The organism is Pseudomonas sp. EB271-G4-1 (genome assembly GCF_058791355.1).
In genome coordinates this window covers 1-18,680 of record NZ_JBYTEO010000055.1, presented here as the reverse complement: position 1 = coordinate 18,680, position 18,680 = coordinate 1, and the positions used below count along the sequence as shown (strand labels likewise).

At 54.7% G+C, this 18,680-nt stretch carries 12 protein-coding genes and 9 pseudogenes; 12 read left to right on the top strand and 9 right to left on the bottom strand.

The annotated features are described in order from the left end of the window. The first annotated feature begins 120 nt into the window (after positions 1–120). Both AC3WWR_RS23565 and AC3WWR_RS23560 read left to right on the top strand, forming a co-directional pair. Positions 121–1,332, top strand: a complete 1,212-nt coding sequence (locus AC3WWR_RS23565; RefSeq protein WP_020797772.1) for a patatin-like phospholipase family protein — start codon at positions 121–123, stop codon at positions 1,330–1,332. Between the two features lie 39 nt (positions 1,333–1,371). Then, positions 1,372–1,857: an adenosine-specific kinase gene (locus AC3WWR_RS23560; protein ID WP_454865768.1), complete on the top strand. Its 486-nt coding sequence runs from the start codon at positions 1,372–1,374 to the stop codon at positions 1,855–1,857. An 80-nt stretch (positions 1,858–1,937) separates the two neighbouring features. Here AC3WWR_RS23560 and AC3WWR_RS23555 read toward each other — a convergent pair whose 3' ends face one another. Continuing rightward, positions 1,938–2,351 (bottom strand): type 2 periplasmic-binding domain-containing protein, encoded by a 414-nt coding sequence (locus tag AC3WWR_RS23555; RefSeq protein ID WP_020797770.1) that lies wholly within the window; start codon positions 2,349–2,351, stop codon positions 1,938–1,940. Between AC3WWR_RS23555 and AC3WWR_RS23550 the strand changes: the two are divergent. Continuing rightward, positions 2,329–2,448, top strand: a pseudogene (locus AC3WWR_RS23550) (AzlC family ABC transporter permease); the annotation flags it as partial. The gene AC3WWR_RS23555 and the pseudogene AC3WWR_RS23550 overlap by 23 nt on opposite strands. 278 nt (positions 2,449–2,726) lie before the next feature. Here AC3WWR_RS23550 and AC3WWR_RS23545 read toward each other — a convergent pair. From AC3WWR_RS23545 to nhaA, 5 genes and pseudogenes are all read right to left on the bottom strand, one after another. Next, positions 2,727–2,822: pseudogene (locus AC3WWR_RS23545) on the bottom strand (VOC family protein); the annotation flags it as partial. Positions 2,823–2,834: 12 nt separating this feature from the next. Further along, positions 2,835–2,937, bottom strand: a pseudogene (locus AC3WWR_RS23540) (hypothetical protein); the annotation flags it as partial. A 115-nt stretch (positions 2,938–3,052) separates the two neighbouring features. Then, a pseudogene (locus tag AC3WWR_RS23535) lies at positions 3,053–3,262 on the bottom strand (histidine ABC transporter substrate-binding protein); the annotation flags it as partial. 365 nt (positions 3,263–3,627) lie between these two features. Next, a pseudogene (locus tag AC3WWR_RS23530) lies at positions 3,628–4,260 on the bottom strand (potassium transporter TrkG); the annotation flags it as partial. A gap of 354 nt (positions 4,261–4,614) precedes the next feature. Then, the gene (gene nhaA, locus AC3WWR_RS23525; RefSeq protein WP_020797765.1) at positions 4,615–5,952 is read right to left on the bottom strand and encodes a Na+/H+ antiporter NhaA; all 1,338 of its coding nucleotides are present in this window, start codon (positions 5,950–5,952) and stop codon (positions 4,615–4,617) included. 229 nt (positions 5,953–6,181) lie between these two features. Here nhaA and AC3WWR_RS23520 point away from each other — a divergent pair, with 229 nt between their 5' ends. Continuing rightward, positions 6,182–7,477 (top strand): DUF2254 domain-containing protein, encoded by a 1,296-nt coding sequence (locus AC3WWR_RS23520; protein ID WP_020797764.1) that lies wholly within the window; start codon positions 6,182–6,184, stop codon positions 7,475–7,477. Here AC3WWR_RS23520 and AC3WWR_RS23515 read toward each other — a convergent pair. After that, a pseudogene (locus tag AC3WWR_RS23515) lies at positions 7,466–8,560 on the bottom strand (chloride channel protein); the annotation flags it as partial. The gene AC3WWR_RS23520 and the pseudogene AC3WWR_RS23515 sit on opposite strands and share 12 nt — an antisense overlap. Positions 8,561–8,565: 5 nt before the next feature. Here AC3WWR_RS23515 and AC3WWR_RS23510 point away from each other — a divergent pair. The 8 genes and pseudogenes from AC3WWR_RS23510 to ppa all read left to right on the top strand — a co-directional run. After that, a pseudogene (locus tag AC3WWR_RS23510) lies at positions 8,566–8,799 on the top strand (TAXI family TRAP transporter solute-binding subunit); the annotation flags it as partial. Then, positions 8,709–9,457: pseudogene (locus tag AC3WWR_RS23505) on the top strand (TRAP transporter large permease subunit); the annotation flags it as partial. The pseudogenes AC3WWR_RS23510 and AC3WWR_RS23505, both read left to right, overlap by 91 nt. Next, on the top strand, positions 9,454–9,822 hold the full coding sequence (locus tag AC3WWR_RS23500) for a DUF1850 domain-containing protein (RefSeq protein ID WP_081648159.1): 369 nt from the start codon (positions 9,454–9,456) through the stop codon (positions 9,820–9,822). The pseudogene AC3WWR_RS23505 and the gene AC3WWR_RS23500, both read left to right, overlap by 4 nt. A 655-nt stretch (positions 9,823–10,477) precedes the next feature. Beyond that, positions 10,478–11,158 carry a response regulator transcription factor gene (locus AC3WWR_RS23495; protein WP_020797758.1) on the top strand — a complete coding sequence of 227 codons (681 nt, stop codon included), beginning with the start codon at positions 10,478–10,480 and terminating at the stop codon, positions 11,156–11,158. Beyond that, the gene (locus AC3WWR_RS23490) at positions 11,136–12,521 is read left to right on the top strand and encodes a sensor histidine kinase (RefSeq protein WP_492599117.1); all 1,386 of its coding nucleotides are present in this window, start codon (positions 11,136–11,138) and stop codon (positions 12,519–12,521) included. Before AC3WWR_RS23495 ends, AC3WWR_RS23490 begins: the two co-directional genes overlap by 23 nt. A gap of 148 nt (positions 12,522–12,669) precedes the next feature. Beyond that, a complete protein-coding gene (locus tag AC3WWR_RS23485; protein WP_487247562.1) occupies positions 12,670–13,842 on the top strand; it encodes a D-alanyl-D-alanine carboxypeptidase family protein in 1,173 nt (390 codons plus the stop codon). 66 nt (positions 13,843–13,908) lie between these two features. Next, entirely contained in the window at positions 13,909–14,214 is a 306-nt protein-coding gene (locus AC3WWR_RS23480) for a DUF6388 family protein (protein ID WP_020797755.1), read from the top strand. Positions 14,215–14,230: 16 nt separating this feature from the next. After that, positions 14,231–14,776: an inorganic diphosphatase gene (ppa, locus tag AC3WWR_RS23475; protein WP_020797754.1), complete on the top strand. Its 546-nt coding sequence runs from the start codon at positions 14,231–14,233 to the stop codon at positions 14,774–14,776. A gap of 695 nt (positions 14,777–15,471) precedes the next feature. On the opposite strand, the gene aspT is transcribed toward ppa, so the two are convergent. Together aspT and AC3WWR_RS23465 are read right to left on the bottom strand one after the other, a co-directional pair. Next, positions 15,472–17,163: an aspartate-alanine antiporter gene (gene aspT / locus AC3WWR_RS23470; RefSeq protein ID WP_492599116.1), complete on the bottom strand. Its 1,692-nt coding sequence runs from the start codon at positions 17,161–17,163 to the stop codon at positions 15,472–15,474. A gap of 24 nt (positions 17,164–17,187) precedes the next feature. Further along, positions 17,188–18,612, bottom strand: a pseudogene (locus AC3WWR_RS23465) (mechanosensitive ion channel family protein); the annotation flags it as partial. Between the last annotated feature and the right edge of the window lie 68 nt (positions 18,613–18,680).

The window sequence follows — 18,680 nt, the reverse complement described above, 5'->3', positions numbered from 1 at the left end:
GAGCTACCTGGCGTTCGAATGACGTGTCTCGCCCAGTGGGCGTGCCAGTCATATCGGGCGCCATGGCCAAGGGGACGATGAACTCGTTTGCTGTCGACTTTGGGGACTGGAGGAGGCGTTTTGAAACCATTCCCGCTCAAACCCGGCACCTCGACCCTGGACGTATTTCTTCAAGCGTGCCTGCCCCGCCGTGACGCTGTTCCGCCCACCTTGACGGAAAAAGCGGTCATCCCGGGCATTCCCGATGCTCGCTACAGGCTGGACCATGACCTGACGCCGTTCATCCAGGATGCGATTCAATCCAACAAACGTGAGAGCGAGGTGCTCGCCAAGGCCGGTAAGCCGAGCGATATCCTGCCGCCGGCCAGCATGCTGGCCGTTTCTGGTGGCGGCGATGCAGGCGCATTTGCAGCGGGACTGATTGCTGGATGGACCACCCATGGCACACGGCCAATCTTCAAGGTCGTCACGGGCATTAGTGCGGGTGCCCTGGTCGCCCCGTTCGCTTACCTGGGGCCGGAATACGACAGCGTGATCCGGCACGTCTGCAATGAAATCGGTCCAAAAGACATTTTTCATTCGCGAAACGTGCTGACCCGTCTTGCCAGCGACGGCATAGCGGACAGCAAGCCACTGTCGCGGCTCATTACAAAATACGTCACCGAGCAGATTGTGGCGGCGATCGCCGCACAATACGCCAAGGGCAGGATCCTGCTGATCGGCACCACTGACCTTGATGCAGGCCGACCCGTCACCTGGAACATGGGCGCCATTGCCGCAAGCCAGGCACCGGGAGCGCTCGACCTGTTTCGTAACATCATGATCGCGTCGATGAGCATTCCGGGTGCTGTCTCACCCGTGATGATCGATGTGGAGGTCGATGGCAAGCAGTTTCATGAAATGCACGTGGACGGCGGGGTCATCACTCAAGTGTTTCTTTACCCACCTGGCACGCTCGTGGGCCTCAACAGGGCCGCTGGCGTACCCTTGCGTCTCGAACGTCATTTCTATGTCATTCGCAACGGGACGCTGGAGCCGCAATGGTCCGGGACCAAGCGCCGTACATTGAGCATCGGCGGCCGAGCCATCAGTGCATTGATTCAAACCCAGGGGATCAGCGACCTGGAGCGAATCTACCGCATGGCGCAGCAGGATGGAGCGCATTTCAACCTGGCGTACATCGGCTCTGACTTTAACGTAGCGCGCACTCAAAAATTCGATGGCGAGTACATGAAGCGGTTGTTCGATTACGCCTTTCAACTCAGCGCGAAGGGCTACGCGTGGCATAAATCACCGCCCTCGCAAAACCCCAGGCTACGAACCCATCGCTGAAAAGCTCTGCCAGCAACTTCGTGAAAGGAGGCGTTTGAGATGCAACTCATCACGTTGAAAATCGAAAAGCCGGAAGATACGAACTTCATCCTGGGTCAGACGCACTTCATCAAGTCGGTCGAGGATATCCACGAAGCATTGGTCAATGCCGCGCCGGGTATCCGTTTTGGCGTGGCCTTTTGCGAGGCCTCGGGAAAATGTCTGGTGCGATGGTCCGGCACCGATACCGCCATGATTGAACTTGCACAGAAAAATGCCAAGGCCATCGGCGCAGGCCATAGTTTCATCATCTTCCTGAGTGACGGTTTTTATCCGCTGAACGTATTGAACAGCGTAAAAACGGTGCCAGAGGTATGCCGCATTTTTTGTGCGACAGCCAATCCGACTGAAGTGATTCTCGCCGAGACGGATCAAGGGCGAGCAATCCTGGGCGTAGTGGATGGCTTCTGCGCCAACGACATTGAAGGCGACGCCGACATCCTGTGGCGCAAGAACCTGTTGCGGCAGATTGGCTACAAGCAGTGAATTGCACTCGGCCTTGTATCTTAATTCGCGAAGTAAGTGTCGACCGCAAGACTTGTGTACCTGAGGGGAGCGATTCGTATCTATGCCAACTGCATCAGCGCATCCTCCACCGCAGCCACCATGCGGTTGCCCTTGCCCCCTGGAAGCTTCCAGGAAGCGATGACCATGCCAAGTGCAACCGATTGATCTAGCGGTGCGACCAGTTCGCCGCTGTCCAGATACCGCTGGATGAGGCTGCGGCGACCAATGAGCACACCCGCGGCCATCAGGGCTTGCTGCACGGCGATGGAGTACAGGGAAAAACCGGGGCCGCGGGCGACGAACTTCTGAGTCGGCATGACCGAGCGGGCCCATACCTCCCAGTCACTCACATCCGGGATACAGCGCACGTTGGCGAGATCTTCAGGATGCTTGATCTGGGCAGCCAGGGCTGGCGTACAGGCCCGCATTATCTCTTCGACGGCGAGCACGGTGGTCACCGCATTGGTGATCAATCTTCGCTTCCTGATGTACAGCGCATCGTTGGCGCCCCACCTGCACCACTTGCCCCGAAGCAAGACCTGGCCCATGTCCTATTTGCTCGCCGACCAGGTCGAGCGAGCTTTCCCAGTGGGACCTTTCCTGTTGCACGTCGGGCCAGTTCTGACGCCGAGGTCAATCCCGGAAATGGACTGGGGACGGGGAGCCAGGTCTTCAATTACAACGCGAAGATCTACACCGATCAGGCGACACCGCCAGCGGGGAGTTATCTGGACAGTGTGGTGCTGGATGTGGGGTTTTGATGTTTGGTCGCTTGATAGCTAACCCGGATTCCGTGGACGCCCGCTGATTTCAGGAGGCCGCGTCGTTCAGGCGCGGCAATATGCAGCTTACGCAGCCTTGAAGGAGTACGCCGCCAGCTTGTTACCGTCCAGGTCTCGCGCGTAAGCCGCATAGGCGTTAGGTGCCCAGACTCGCGGACCCGGTCCCCTTCGTCGTGTATGGCAGATGCCGGTGACGATGATTAGCACCAGCATCGATTTCGACGATTTGCAGAGGCTGGTTCGACGCGAAGGCGACAGCAGTTCGTGATTTGATCATGGACTTTTTCCTGAGCGCCCAAAGGAGTCGCCTCTGTGCAGAAGCGGTAAAAATCAGTAGTGAGAGAGTGTCGCGACGTTACATAAGCGGCGGGCATCCGTGCCCTCGAGACCGGTTAGAGCGCTGCCTTGATTTTTTTTGCCGCGGCTTCATCGATCCAGGCGTGCCAGGCTTCCGGGTGCTCCTTGAGGATTATCCTTGCCAGCTTTAGCGATTCGATGCGCTCCTGGGTCATCCGCGCCAGGTTCTGGTTCAACAAATCGGCTGTAGAAACGGCCTTTTGGGCGGTTCCTCCGGATCCTTGAACACCGCCAGGTGCTTGCTCCCATCATGATGTCGGTCAGGAGCATCCCGCTCTCCCAGTTCAGGCCGGCAAACTTCAGCACCTTGACCGAATCGCACCAACCCGAGGCCTGGCTTGAAGCACTGCCAACGAGCAAGCCAAAGGTGAGTAACGAAGCCAGCAAACTCTTCCTGTTTTGGCTGACCCCATGGCCACCGACCATCCACTGGCGGACAGCAAAATAACTACGCTCAGGACTTCAAGACCTACAATCTGGTGAACTATTCAGCCGATCGCGCCAGTGGCTGGGAATACGACCGTTTCTTATTTTGAGCAGAGGACCGCTATTGCGCACTCGGACATTACGACCTGGTAAACGATCTGCTGGCGGATCCAAGGCAAAGTGATCAATATCTCCAGAACACAGGCGTCAAAATCACCAGCACCGTCAGAATCTCCAAGCGCCCAAGTAGCATGCCAACGGTCTGCAACCACTTTGCAGTGTCTGGCAACGAAGCAGAATTGCCCGCAGGCCCAATGATCGTGCCAAGCTCCGGCCCAACATTGCATACTGCAGTGGCGGCCCCACTCAAGGCCGTCGTCCAATCCAATCCGATCAACGCCAATCCCAATGCGATCACGGCAATGGTGATGGTGATGGTGATGGTGAAGAAAAATGAGAACGTCAACAGCGAGCGCAGGACTTCCTCATCAATCGGGTGACCGTTGTATTTTTTCTGGATCACTGCGCGAGGATGGATCAGTTGCTTCAAGCCACTCAGGAGCAACGCGGCAGCAACCTGAAAGCGGAAAGTTTTTAGGCCACCAGCGGTAGATCCTGAGCATCCACCAACGAAGGTCAGGTAGAAAAACAACAACACAGAAAAACTGCCCCACAGTGTGTAGTCACCTACTGCGATGCCCGTTGTCGTGACGACCGAAGTCACGTTGACGGCTACGATGCGAAAGGCATCCCACCAGCCGTAATCGCTGTGTAAACACAGCCACGTCCCTATTATCAGCCAGGTAACGATCAGAAACAGCTAGCCAAGACCCGCGCTGTCAGTTGTCGAAACTTATCCAGCGTACAAAAAACCCGGCACTAGGCCGGGTTTACCTATGCTCCTCAACGGCCCCCAACTGAGAGGGATGGAGAACTGACAACAAAGCACAGGCCGCGGATAGTGCCAAAGGCCATTTTGTAAAGCACTCGACTCGTGAAAAGAGGTTGCGACGATAGGCTGCTTCGACTTTCCGCACAGTGATCATTGATTCAACGCCACGACTCCTCATCAGCTACACCACCGGCAGGATGTAAACTCAATCGAGCAATGGCCGGGCTGCCGTCGCCCAGTGGTGATCGCACCGATGAAACTAGCACATAGCTAAAAGTCTCAGTACTTCAGTTTCCCCCAGATCAATCCAAAGAGTGCGGCCAAGGCAGAAGCCGCCAGAACACTGAGTTTCGCTGCCGAGAGTAACGCCGGATCAGGAAACGCTAACGACGCAATGAAAATGGACATGGTGAATCCGATGCCAGCCAACAGTCCCACCAGGCCAACACCCACCCAAGTCACCCCCTGGGGTAGCTCACAAATGTTGAATTTGACGAGGGTTACGCTGGCCAAAATGATTCCCATAGGCTTACCCAGCACCAGCGCCAGTACCACCCCAATGAACACATTCAGGGAAACCGCATCGCCCAGGTTATTGCCCTCCAGACTCACCCCAGCGTTAGCCAATGCAAAAAGTGGCATGACCCCAAACGCGACCCATGAATGCAATCCCGCCTGCACTCGCTGCACAGGAGGCAATATTTCCCGCTCAGCGTGTCGGAGTTGTTTGAGCGGTGTCGCCACTGCCTGCGCACTACTCCCGGATTGGGCAAGTCGATCCATCAGTTCATGAAACGTGCGCCCTATGGTGTCCAGCGGGCGTTCCGTGGCAGGTTTGGAGATGACCGGCGTCATCAGCCCGAGAATCACCCCCGCGAGCGTTGGGTGCACACCGGTTTTCAAGAGACCCAACCAAACAATTGCACCAGGCAGTATGTACACGTAGGCCTTGCTGATCCCCATTCGCTGAAAAGCCAACACCAGTGCCAGACCGCTCAACGCCACCCCCAAACCGAGATAATTGAGGGTCGAGGTATAGAACACGGCGATGATGAGGATGGCGACAATGTCGTCGATAATGGCCAGCGCCAACAGCAACACACGAATCCCCCCCGGAATAGACTTCCCCAGGAGTGCGAGTACACCTACTGCGAATGCAATATCGGTGGCCGTCGGTACGGCCCAACCTGCACTGGCCTCGGTTCCATGATTGAACAGCATGTAGATGATCGCCGGCACCAAGACTCCGCCCAATGCGGCGCCTAGAGGCAGGGTCGCCAACTTTAAATTCGCGAGCGCGCCGTCATGAATTTCCTGGCGTATCTCCGCGCCAACCACGAGGAAGAATATCGCCATCAACCCGTCATTAACCAAAAAGTGCAATGAGCACGCGACCTTGAAGTCACCTAGTCCCAATGTGAGCTGGGTATTCCAGAAATGCTCGTAAGAATCGGCAATCGGGCTGTTCGCCCAAATCAGCGCAACCAATGCCGCGAGTAAAAGCACCACACCACTGACGGCTTCGATATGAGAAAACTGCTCAATCGCAGTCAGCGCGCGAGCGGTCAACAGCTGGGGACGCGGAATAGAGGGGGACGCCGAGTTTTGATCAGGCACATTGACTCTCCGCTAGCGGCCCGACCAGCGTTTGAGCATTAACCTGCGATGTGCCGTATGCAGCAACGCACCCAGCTCGATGATAAGTAGCTTGCCGATGGGAAGCAAATGACTCCGGCAATGAACCTTCCGCCGACAATGGCACTCCATCAAAGGTAATTGGGTTGCTGCATCGGCAGACCCGAATATGCGTCCTGGCTCAATGACGTCGCTAGAGAGGGTATTGACGATGATTGCTCGTTGGCGCTGGCTACTGCATCAGATGACTAAACGGCTTTGGGTCAGAGCCAGCTTGTTTTCTGTCCTGGGGGTGGCGACCGCATTGCTCGCCGTTGTCTTCAAGGACTACATTCCCGCCTCACTGCCCGCGCGTATCGGCGCCGACGCCGTTGACAAGATTCTGGGCATCATCGCCTCCAGCATGCTCGCCGTTACCACCTTTTCGCTAAGCACCATGGTGGCCGCCTATGGTGCCGCAAGTAGTGGTGTCACACCCCGCGCCACCACATTGGTGATGGAAGACAGCACGACCCAAAATGCGCTCGCTACCTTTATCGGTTCATTTCTATTCAGCTTGGTTGGGATCATTGCATTAAGCACTGGTGTCTATGGCGCGCAGGGAAGGGTTTTGCTTTTTGCGGTGACCATCGCCGTAGTGATTTTGATCGTGTACACACTTCTGCGTTGGATCGATCACCTATCGAGACTGGGACGGGTGGGTGAAACCATTGATCGCGTCGAAGAGGCCACCATCAATGCGATCAACAATCGGGTCAAATGGCCTTATCTGGGGGGAGTCGCCTACCCTACCGACGGAATTGTTCCATACTCAACGAGAGCCATCACCAGCCTTCAGACCGGGTATGTCCAACACATCGATGTACATGCCTTAGGGGCAATTGCTGAAGAGCACGAGACGCAGATTTATCTCGATATTCTTCCTGGCACCTTTGTACATGAAGACATGCGCTTAGCCCGCGTCGCGATTTTAAGCAATGAGCGCGTCGAAGAACTGGAAGCCTGCACTGAAAAGATCCTTGGCGCGTTGACCATTGGCGTACGACGAACCTTTGAGCACGATCCCCGGTTCGGGCTTTCGGTGCTGTCGGAGATTGCCTCACGCGCCTTGTCACCTGCGGTCAATGACCCCGGAACTGCAATTGACGTACTCGGTCGCGGTGTCAGGAGTCTCACCTGTTGGGGTAAGCCACCAGGGGAGATCGAGCATGTAGATTCCGGGTGCGAGCGAGTCTTCCTGCGCGGACTGGACGTCGATGATCTGTTCGATGACTTTTTTGCCCCCATCGCCAGAGATGGCGCGAGCTTGATTGAAGTGGACCTTCGAATGATGAAGGCACTGATCAGTCTGGCCCAGATCAATCCGGATATTTTCAAGAATCCCTGTGCCAGACATATGACCCTTTTACTCAAGCGGGCAGAGCATGCGCTCACAATGTCCGAAGACAAAGCGAAGCTCAGTGCACTGGATCGAACCCTGGTTCACAAAAACAACCTATCGATTTGATTTTCGTGTTGCGGAGTCATTATCCGGTGATTGCAGAAAGCCGCGAGCCAGTTGCTGGTACAACTCGGGCCCCATCCGCGCACTGACTGCTTTGGCAATCAATGCCACTGCCAAGAGACTGATGACCATCCCATGGCTGTCGATCATCTCCATCACAATGATCGCGGAAGTGATCGGAGACTGTGTTACAGCGGTGAGAAAACCGACCATGCACAGCGCAATAATCGGCTGCGCCGCCAAACCAAAGAAGTCCGCGACGTTCTCACCTACCGCGGCGCCAACGGCCAGGGACGGGGCAAAAATGTCGCCCGGAATACCGGAGAAGTATGTCACTACCGTCGCAAGAAAACGGGTGATCGGCGCGCGCCACGGCAGGCCGACATCGGACACGATGATCTGCGACGTGATCCCGTAGCCACTGCCAAATGACATGCCGCCACTCAACCAACCCAGAATCGCCACTATCATCCCACAAGCGCCGGCAAACCAGACGGGATGCACGCGCCGCCATTCCCAGAGGACGAATCGATGATGACGTTGAGGCCACAGCAGCATCCGGCTGAACAATCCGCCCAGCAACCCGCAACCAATGCCGGTCACCACGACCGGGACGATGATATCCAGACCGATTTCGTGAATATCGAAGTGACCGAAATAATTGTAGTTACCCTGCAAGGCGATGGCGACCATCCCCGACAGAATGATCGTGCTAAGCAAAACCCCGCTAGTGCGAGTCTCCAGCTTGCGCCCCAACTCCTCGACGGCAAAGGCTACAACGGCTAGCGGTGTATTGAAGGCTGCTGCGATACCTGCCGCCCCTCCAGCCAGAATGAGATCTTCGCTGCGGATGATTCGCGCATTAGGCAGATAACGGTGGAAAAAATGCATGATCGAGGCGGCGACTTGCACTGGCGGCTCTTCACGTCCAGCGGAAAAGTCACCCGTCAGCGCCAGCGTACCGAGGCCTATCTTGGCAAAGGCAATATGCAGCGACACCAGTTTGTCGACGCGTTTGCCTTGATGCGCCTGGCGCGTAGCAGCGATCACTTGGGGAATGCCGCTGCCATGGGAGCCTACAAAAAACGGGTGGGCAACCTGAAGCGGTACCGACGGTGGCGATCACTAATATTCTGGTAACGCGTGCCGACTTGTCCGATGAAGTGGCTTATGAAATGACCAAGCTGTTGTTCGAAAACCTGACCCGACTGGGCAACTCTCATTCGGCGGCCGAGGACATCAAGCTGGAAAATGCAGCCAAAAACCTGCCGATAGCAATGCACCCGGGCGCCCCATTACTGGGTCGGGGATTGCCAACGTCGTGACGACAGGACAATTCACGATCCCGCTGATGAAGCGCTTTGGTTACCGGGCGGCTTTTGCCGGCGGGGTCGGGCTGGCACTGACGGCGATCGGGATTCTTGGCTCGGCGATCATTCTCAGAGTGCATGGTTTTGGGCTGCGCTGTGCATTCTGGATCGCCCTGGGCATTCTTTGCACTGGATTCTTCCAGCTGGGAATGGAACTGGGTGTACCCTGATCGTGTCACACATGTTCGTGTTCTATTTCGGCATCCTCGCCGACCTGACGCCACCGGTGGCCCTCGCCTGCTTTGCCGCTGCACCGATTGCGAAGGAGACCGGATTCAAGATCAGCCTATGGGCAGTCCGTGTTGCGCTCGCTTGATTCATCACTCCGTTCATGGCCGTCTAAAACCCGGCGCTCATGTTGCAAGGTGACAGTCTATGGATGACTGCCTACATGCTGATCAAGACCACGTTGGCGGTCGGTCTGTGGAGAATGGCGTCAACGGGTTACTTGCAGCAGAAGATGGCGCTATGGGAACGCTTCTTGAGTGTTGGCGCAGGTGCGCTGTTGATAGTTGCTTTGCCGCTGACCGATGAAGTTGGCTTCGCACTTGGGCTGCTGGTAGTCCTTCAACACCTGGGGCGGTCGAAGCAGATCGGTACGGCTAACGCATGATTGGATTGTGCCTGGGCCTGGCCGGTGTCGTCTGGGCCCAGTTACCCATTTCGAAGTTCACATTGGCGTGGAACCACACCATCGAGAAGGTCCGTTGGGAGGAGGACTACCGCGTCACTAAGCAAGGACTGGTAATGGAGGGAGCCAGTATCCAGGGCAATGTTGCGGGAATGGAAGTTCCTGAAAACGTCCGGTTGGAAAACGGTAGTTGGCACTACCGACCGGTCGTGAAAGCCACTAAATCCTATCGCGCGGACGATTCGACAGCCTGGCGTGTAGCAAAATACCTCACGCAGGAGAATTACAATTCTCTATGGAATAAGGTGAACGAGGCGTATATCACACGAGACGCTGAAACCGTGTGACCACTCACCCGAGAACTCCACACCTGTGTGTGAACGCCCATGATCTGGCCTATGCAAAATGTGGGCGATCAGTGGTCAGCCCGGAAGTCTCCATAACCTCTCGGCAACTCCATCCAAGTGTCAAGCGTTGCGAGCTGCCTGGCGACAGCAGCGTCCCACTCAGGGCCCCGGGCCATGTTTTTACTCATCATGTCGAGGATGACAGCTGTCGCCTGTTCGTACTCATGGTGTATTTCCAACGCTTTTGCTAAAAACTCTTCTTGCCGAGTCATAGGGGCTCCAACGGCGGAAACCGAGCATTGATTTGCATCCATACACAATTGACATCGGTAAGAATTCATTGGTTGCAAGAGACTCGTTGATAGCCCCAGCTCCACATCAGTCACACCGATTGTTTCACGCAGTGACCCGACTTGCGTAGGTACACACCAAACCAAAGGCCAACAAAAAGAACGCCAAATAAGGGGTCATGCTTTCCCTCCTTCCGGTGTGGGGCACATCTGTCGTGAATATATCCGTGCTTTGGCAGGCAACAAGGTTAAGGTGTGTTAAGAAAATTTAATCTTCGACCGCAACGCTGGTCACTAAGGTAGACCTCCCTAGGCTCTCGGCATTGAGTCGCAAGCCTTAGAGGCAGGCTGAATCGGAGGATGGTATGAGTTGCGCACTGGTTATAGAGGACGACAAGGTAACGGCGGAAGTCATCATCGCGGAACTCCAACGCCACGGTTTCAGTTCGAAATGGGCTGCAACTGGGCGCGACGGGCTGGCACTGGCGATTGCAGGAGGTTACGACGCCATTACCCTGGATCGTATGCTTCCCGATTTTGATGGCCTGACCATTGTCAGTACGTTGCGTAGTCTAGGGATTCAAACACCGGTCCTGATGATCAGCGCACTTTCAGACGTCGATGAGCGCGTTCAGGGCCTGCGGGCTGGCGGCGATGACTATCTGACAAAACCCTTTTCTGCTATCGAGATGGTTGCACGTCTTGACGCGTTGCTTCGACGCACCAGTGCAGGCACAAGCCATCCGCAACTTAGCTGCGGAAACCTGCGACTGGATCTGGTTGAGCACAAACTGACTCGCAATGACGAACACATCCTGCTACTACCGACCGAGTTCAAGCTGCTAAATTACCTGATGCGCAATGCCGGTCAGTTGGTCACCCGAACCATGCTGTTTGAAGAGGTCTGGGGTTATCACTTCGACCCTGGGACGAACATCATCGATGTTCACATTGGTCGTCTGCGCAAAAAGCTTGAAGGCGATGAAGGTACTCCCGTCATTCATACGATACGCGGTGCCGGCTATGTCCTTGCTACCAAAGACTGAGGAATGGCGCTCATCCGGTAGTCGATTGATCGGGTTCTACGCCGTATTTTTTGTGGTTTGGAGCGCTCTTTTCACCGGGGTGTTGTACTGGGAAATCTCCCACTACCTGGGAACCGTCGCAGAGCGGACATTATTGCAGCGTGCCCACTACTATCAAAAAATCGATGACAAAAAACTGGTGAAAGAACTGGCTGCCAGTGAAGCCTATTCAACGCCCGGAATCGATGCGTATGGATTGTTCACTTCCGACGGCACACACATTGCTGGAGACCTGCTCAAATTGCGCTCCAGTTTGCCCGATGATGGCAAGGTTCATTATCTTGAGCGCGGACTGAGCATTGCGTTGCCTGACAAGGAAACCAGAAGCAGTTATGCCCTGTTAGCACGTCGCCCCGACGGGCATATTCTTATCCTGGCGCGTGACGGCGGCTCGATTTTAGCCGTTGGCGGGATTATCGAGCAGGCACTACTGTGGGGATTTTCGTTAACACTCATCCCCGGATTGATTGGTTGGTATTTGTTGAGGCGTCTGCCGCTACGCCGTGTCAAACGCCTACAACTTTGTACCGAGAGTATCGTTTCAGGCAACTTGTCGGAGCGCTTACCCTTATCCACCCGCCGCGATGAATTGGATATGCTGGCAAGCGCAGTGAATACGATGCTTGATCATATCGAGCAACTGATGCATGAGGTCAAAAGCGTCTGTGATGGTGTCGCCCACGATCTGCGTACGCCACTCACACGGCTGCGTGCAAGACTCTATCAGCTCCAGCAACTGCCTATGGACAGTGATCACGAGCAAACATTGAATCAAGCCCTTGAGGAAAGCGAATCGATCATGGTTCGATTTCAAGGGTTGCTTCGGGTTGCTGAACTCGACGACATTCGTCGCCGCTCGGCTTTTGCACCATTCCAAATCATGGCGCTGTTACAGCAAGCGTATGAATTCTATGAGCCTTTGGCGCTCGATCGCTCCCAGACGCTATCCCTGGAAATTACCAATGACCTGCCTCAGTTGTATGGCGACTCTTCGTTGATGTTTGAAGCCTTGGTCAACTTGCTCGATAACGCCATCAAATTTACTCCAGAGGGAGGCCACATAAAATTGCGGGGTAGTATCAAGGATTCAGCGGTCGTCATTGAAGTCGCTGACGATGGGACTGGCATACCCGAGACAGACCGCACCCACGTCATTCGCAGGCTCTATCGAGGGGACGCCAGCAGAATGCAACCCGGCCATGGCCTCGGGTTATCCCTGGTCGCGGCCATCGTAAAATTACATGGCTACACGCTGGATATTCAGCCTACCGCCATGCATAGCGGTACCCGTGTCTTGATTATCTGCCCGACAATTTTCAGTTGATTGCGGATTCATCGACATCTGCACATTAAATTTAACTTAATCCAACTTAATTTGAGGCCCCCAGCCCTGAGAGCTAGCTTTGCAGCACATTCTGCTGATCCAAGGCGTCTTCCTTGTGAAATACCTGCTGTCCCTGCTTGTGTTAACCATGTTCTGCCTAATGCCTGTAGTTTTGGCTAACCCTGCGCTGGCTGAAACCCACTCACCTGGGACAATGATCCCAGCCCCTCCAAAGCTCGGGGCTAAAGCCTGGATACTGATCGACGCGGCTACGGGTAGCGTGATTACCAGTCACAACAGCGAAATGCGATTACCCCCCGCAAGCCTGACAAAAATGATGACCGCGTATGTCACCACAGGTGAAATCAAGGCCGGGAACCTGAAGGCTGATGACAGCAGCACCGTTAGCGAAAATGCCTGGCGTACGGGTGGTTCACGAATGTTTCTTGACCCGGGCAGTTCGGTTTCAGTTCACGACTTGCTGAGCGGTGTGATCATCGACTCTGGCAATGACGCAAGCGTTGCACTCGCCGAACATGTAGCCGGAAGCGAAGCAGCCTTCGTCGGGATGATGAATTCCACCGCATCCGTATTAGGCATGGGTAACACACACTTTATGAACTCCACCGGGCTGCCTGATCCAGAGCATTATTCATCTGCTCGCGATATGGCTTTGTTGGCCCGCGCAATCATCAGCCAAGGGGCTAACTCCTACGCCCTTTACTCCAAGAAACACTTTTCCTGGAACGGTATTCGGCAAGCCAATCGCAATCTACTTTTATGGCGCGATGCAAGCTTTGACGGATTGAAAACTGGCCATACCGAGGCCGCCGGTTATTGCATGGTGGCTTCGTCGCACCGAGCCGGGCGACGCTTGATCAGTGTGATTTTTGGCGCTAGCAGCGCACATAAACGCACGGCAGAGACGGAAAAACTCATGGGTTATGGCTTTCGCTTCTTTGATACCCAAACCTACAAAAAAGCAGGGGAGATACTCACGTGGTCTGCGCTCTGGAAAGGCAAAGAACGATTGATCGCCGTGGGATTGCTGGACGATCTGACCCTCACCTTGCCCAAGAATGAAAACCGTGAAGTAGAGACACGGCTGAAGATTGACGGCCCACTCGAAGCGCCTATTTCTGCTGGCACCATCGTTGGAAAACTGGATTTGTACGATGCTGAGCAGAAACTTGGGAGCCTGCCATTGATAGCATTGGAAGACGGTGAACCAGGTGTTTGGTGGATACGTTGGTGGGACTCAATGCATCTATTTTTTTATAGAACAGTCCTCGGTTGGTTTGATGAACCTGCGATTGCATGACCGGGGCCGACGCTACCTCGCATCGAGGTGGAAATCCTCGGGCGACTCACGAAGCTGGAGCATCCGATGAACTCCGATGACTTGCGAAGAGATCTAGCACTGTCGAAGTTCTTCAAGGGCGATTCAGCACTTAATGACGCCGTTAAGGGACTGAGTGAGGATGAAAAACAACAGTGCATCGAGTCAGCCTTCGAAGAAGAGGCCACGCGTCTGGGGATCGAGGTGTGGGAATTAACTCTTACCCTGATTTCAGAGTCACCCGAAGAGCTGAAATGCATGACCATAGAATTTCATCGAGAGGTGGCAGAAATGGTAGAAATGGAATGGGAGGAGTATTGCAAGCTGAATGGAATTAACGGGCGACCTTATTAAATCATTGAGGTGCAAAATGAGTTATGAGGATATTAGAGCAGGCAACGAGATTCCCGATGATTTTTTTACAGTTGTCGACATTCCCGCAAACCATTCTCCAGTTAATTACGAGGTGGACAAATTAAGTGGGCAGATTTTCGTCGACCACTTCATCAGTACATCGCCGCTCTATCCGGCCTACTACGGATTTATTCCAAATACGCTGAGTGATGATGGCGACCTTCTCGACGTACTGGTGATTTGCCCTTACCCAGTATCGCCTGGTGTTGTAATTCGCAGCCGGCCAGTAGGCGTGATCTACACTACAGGTAGAACTGGCACCGGAGCCATCATCGTCGCGGTACCTCACGAGAAGCTCAGCCCTATGTACGCTAACGTGAAGGAATGGGAAGACTTTCCTGTACTGTTGATCGCCCAGATCCAGCATTACTTCGAATACTCCAAGGCGCTGGAACCAGGCAAATGGCTGAAGATGGGGCGTTGGGGGAGCGCAGATGACGCAAGGGTGGAGATTCGCAAGTCGGTCGCCACTTATGTCAAAAGATATAGGTGCACGCCCTGAGTCATACTTAACAGGGTCATGCTCATGGCTGGGAATCATTCGATTACCCGCCCGCTAAACAGCGTGCCGAAGGCGGCATACACACTGGCCAGTGCCATCAACAGGGCCACGGCAAATACCGTAAACATCGGGCGGTATTGAGTGACTTCGGGGTGGTGTCCACGCCTACCCCACGCTTGAAATCATCGGTTTGTTCGCATGTGCGCAGCCAATGGTCATCGACGTTATAACCCTCGCGCTTGAGCAGGTCACGGGACTTAAGCCCGAAAAGGACATACGTGTTCGGGCATGACCATGCGGTAGAGCTTGGCGCGTTTGTTGGGGGGCGGTCATCTTTAGATTCTCCATGCAGGTTCGTCTAACGCCAATGACTCACCGTATCCGGATAAATTCAATGACTGTGCCGGGCGGCCTGGAACAAGTTCATGATCGTCGCCGAACATATATCGCTGCACAGCCGGCATAAAAATAGATGACTTCGCCGGACGCTTACGCTGACAACACCCCGTTCACTCAAAATCCAGTGATCACCGTACTTGGCTTTGCGAGTCCAGGTAAATAACCTGGCAGGACAGATATGGTGTTTTCGCTCGTGCGATTTCGTAGGGGTGGTGGATGCCGCTTTATCGCGACTCCACCCGCCCCTTCTGACAAATCCTTTCCGTAAAGTACTCTAAAGGTTTCTAGCCTATTGCTTAACCGGCTACCACAAAGATGATGATCGGACCGCACACTGCCAACAACACATTGGAAATCGCGTAGCAAACGGTAAAACCAATTACTGGAGTGTTGCTCCCGGATTGCTCGATGATTTTGTTCATCGATGCTGCTTCGGTCTGCGCTCCGGCCAGGGCTCCAAATAGAATCATCGGATGCAAGCGCAGTACATAGCGACCGAAGTACAGTGCCACCAGCGGCGGCAGGATCGTTACCACAGCGCCGGACAGCAGCAACGATATCCCGTGCTCTTTCATCGCCGCAAACGCAGCCGGTCCGGCCAGCAAGCCCACCACCGCACCGAACGCGGTCAATCCGAACTCTGAAAATGCCCATTGTGCAGCCGGTGGCAACGCGCCGATTTCAGGATACCGTGAGTTGAACCATCCAATCACCAGGGCAGTGACCAATACTCCACCTCCAACGCCTAGCTCCACGGGAATCATTCCGACATGGGTAGTTAGCAGGCCAAGTAATGACCCTACCACCATACCCAACGTATGCATTGCGATATCACTTTTGTAGTTGTTCTCTCGAATCCTTCCCAATCGATCGGCTAACGCTTCGACACTGGTGGTGCGGCCCGTAAGAGTAATCACGTCGCCTCGACGCAATACGGTATTGGGCAACAAAGGCAAGTCGTAGCCCTGACGGGTAATGGTGTTGACGAAACAACCGAGGCGTTGAGTACTGGCCAGCCTGACTCGAGCCTCATGGATAGTTTTGCCAGCAAACTCCGGCGAGGTCAGCACAATGTCCACCTGACGAGTCGGGAATGACAAGGATTCGGGATGGTCCATTTCCGGCCCTATCCATTCGGTGAGCGTACCGACTTCTTCTCGCGGGGCATAAACCCCAACAATGTCCCCTGCCTTGAGGACGAACTCCTCATCACGCTCTATCACCACGCCGACGCGCACTACACGTTCGATTGTCAGCGACTGGTGCTGCCCTTCTAAATCGGCAACGCGCTGGCCATCTGCAGAACCGTTGGTAATCACTTGGTGCGCGCGCACCACGATGCGCGTGTAAGGCACAGTGATTGCGTCTTCATCATTGGCAATGCCCAATTCCAGTTCCAGTTCGCGAGCAGATACCTTGAGGTCGACACCTAGCAACTTCGGAGCAACACTGCCCACGAAGACAATTAGGCCAATGGTGCCGAACAAATAAGTAATCGCATAGGCGATTGCCATGTGGCTGTTGAGTTCGGCCTTGGCCGCAGCATCGATTGCCAATTGATTGATGGCGCTGCTCGCTGTCCCCATGATTGCCGTATCGGTCAACGCCCCGGCGCCGAGCCCGGCAGTAAAACCTGCGTCGAAATCATAGAAGGCGTACATCAATAGAATTGATCCCAGCGCCGTTGCACACAGGACTACAGAAAGCACCACCAATTTCAGGGTGCCGCGATTAAGACTGCCGAAAAACTCCGGTCCGCTCTTGAAACCGACGGCGTAAATGAACATCACAAAAAATACCGACTTCATCCCGGCGGGTACCTCCAGGCCGATCTGACCGATCAATAGCCCCATCAACAGCGCACCAGCCACTGAACCTAGATGAAAGCTGCCGATTCGAATACGGCCGATAAAAACGCCCAGCGCAATGGCGAGGAATACCGCAATTTCCGGGTTGGAACGCAGGGCGTGCAACATAAATTCGAGCATGTCACAGACTTCCTTTGAGTAAGATCAAGTGTCCTTCCGTTGAAGTGCGGGTGCCGTGAACCACTTTTCTTTGGGTACTTTCTTCTCTTCGCGCGGATCACCCAAATAGTGCGGTGACATGATTTGTACGCCGTACTCGTTGAATACATCCTGGATGTTGGCGTGCAGTATGCTGAGCAGTACCGCACGGGGTCGCGGCAGGCTGGGAATCGCCTGGGCAACCAGCCGGTATTCCGGGTAGAAGTCTGATAATGCCGTTTGAAACACTTGAGGTGGCGGGTCCTCCTGAACACCCGGGGTACGCTTGGCGGCTTCCAGTAGCATCCCCTCTACCTGCCGCCATGGTGTGTCGTAGCCAATGGTTACAACGGTGTCGACTACATAACCAGCACCTTTTACGGTTCGAGAATAGTTTTTGGTGACGGTGCCCGTAATCATCGAGTTGGGCAAAGTCAGCACTTCCCCAAGGCCAGTACGAATGCTTGTTGTGAACGTCCCCAGCTCTGTGACCGTGCCTTCATACTCGCCAATGCGCACGAACTCACCCGGGCGCAAGGTTCGAGTGTAGGTCAGGATCAAACCCGCAGCCGCTTGGCCCACTACGCTGGACGCGCCGAGCGAGATCATTAAACCGATCAACACCGACAATCCTTTGAAGGCATCGGTGCCGGCGCCCGGCAAATAGGGATAGGCCATGGCGAAGGCAAACAACCAGATTGCTAACGAGGTCAAGCGCTGGGTCGGCCGGAGGGTTTCATGGCTCAGCCAACTGAAGGACCCAGAGGTGGCCACGCGATGGACTATTCGACGAGTGAACGCGGTTGTACCCTTCGCGATGAGAAAGATCGCCACTGCAACACCCATTCCAGGTATTGCATCCATTATGCCTTGCAGCAAATAAGCTGCGACTTCCAGAAGGTATTTGTTGAGACTTTCCCCCCATGGTCGGGTGTATGGAAAGCGCGACATGACGAATCCCAACCACTCATACGTCAGCAGCAGTATCACGCCCCAACGCAGTGCCCCAAACAAACGACTGACCAGTGGGTATAGATAATTAGCGTCGATCACTTGGGTTCGCCCGACCCTTAAGGTCCGGGTGTGTCGATGCATCAACTCGGGGAGTTTCCCCAGCAGTTTCCGTCGTAAATAGGCCATGCCCCAAAGCAGCACAAAGTAAATGGCTGTGGCGAATGCCGCAGTGCCAAGAGCTCTGAGAATCAACCGTAGACTTCGTGCCTCCTGAGTTTCAGCCACCACCTGCCTAAGCTTCTCAGCCGTGCCTTCGGCTGCCTCACGCACCGAGGCATATTCCAAACTGTCGACATCTTTGGGTGAGACGATAAAAGCGCGTTTGGTTCCCAGCAGAATCAAGTAGCTATTCTGAATGGGGTCGAGGGTAACAGCGAGATCGTCAGAATCATCCAGCGCTTCGTTGATTGCGTATTTCGGCCCATCGTGACCGCCCGTTTCGGTACATCGTGACCGACCCTTTCGCTAACGCGTGACCGCTCATT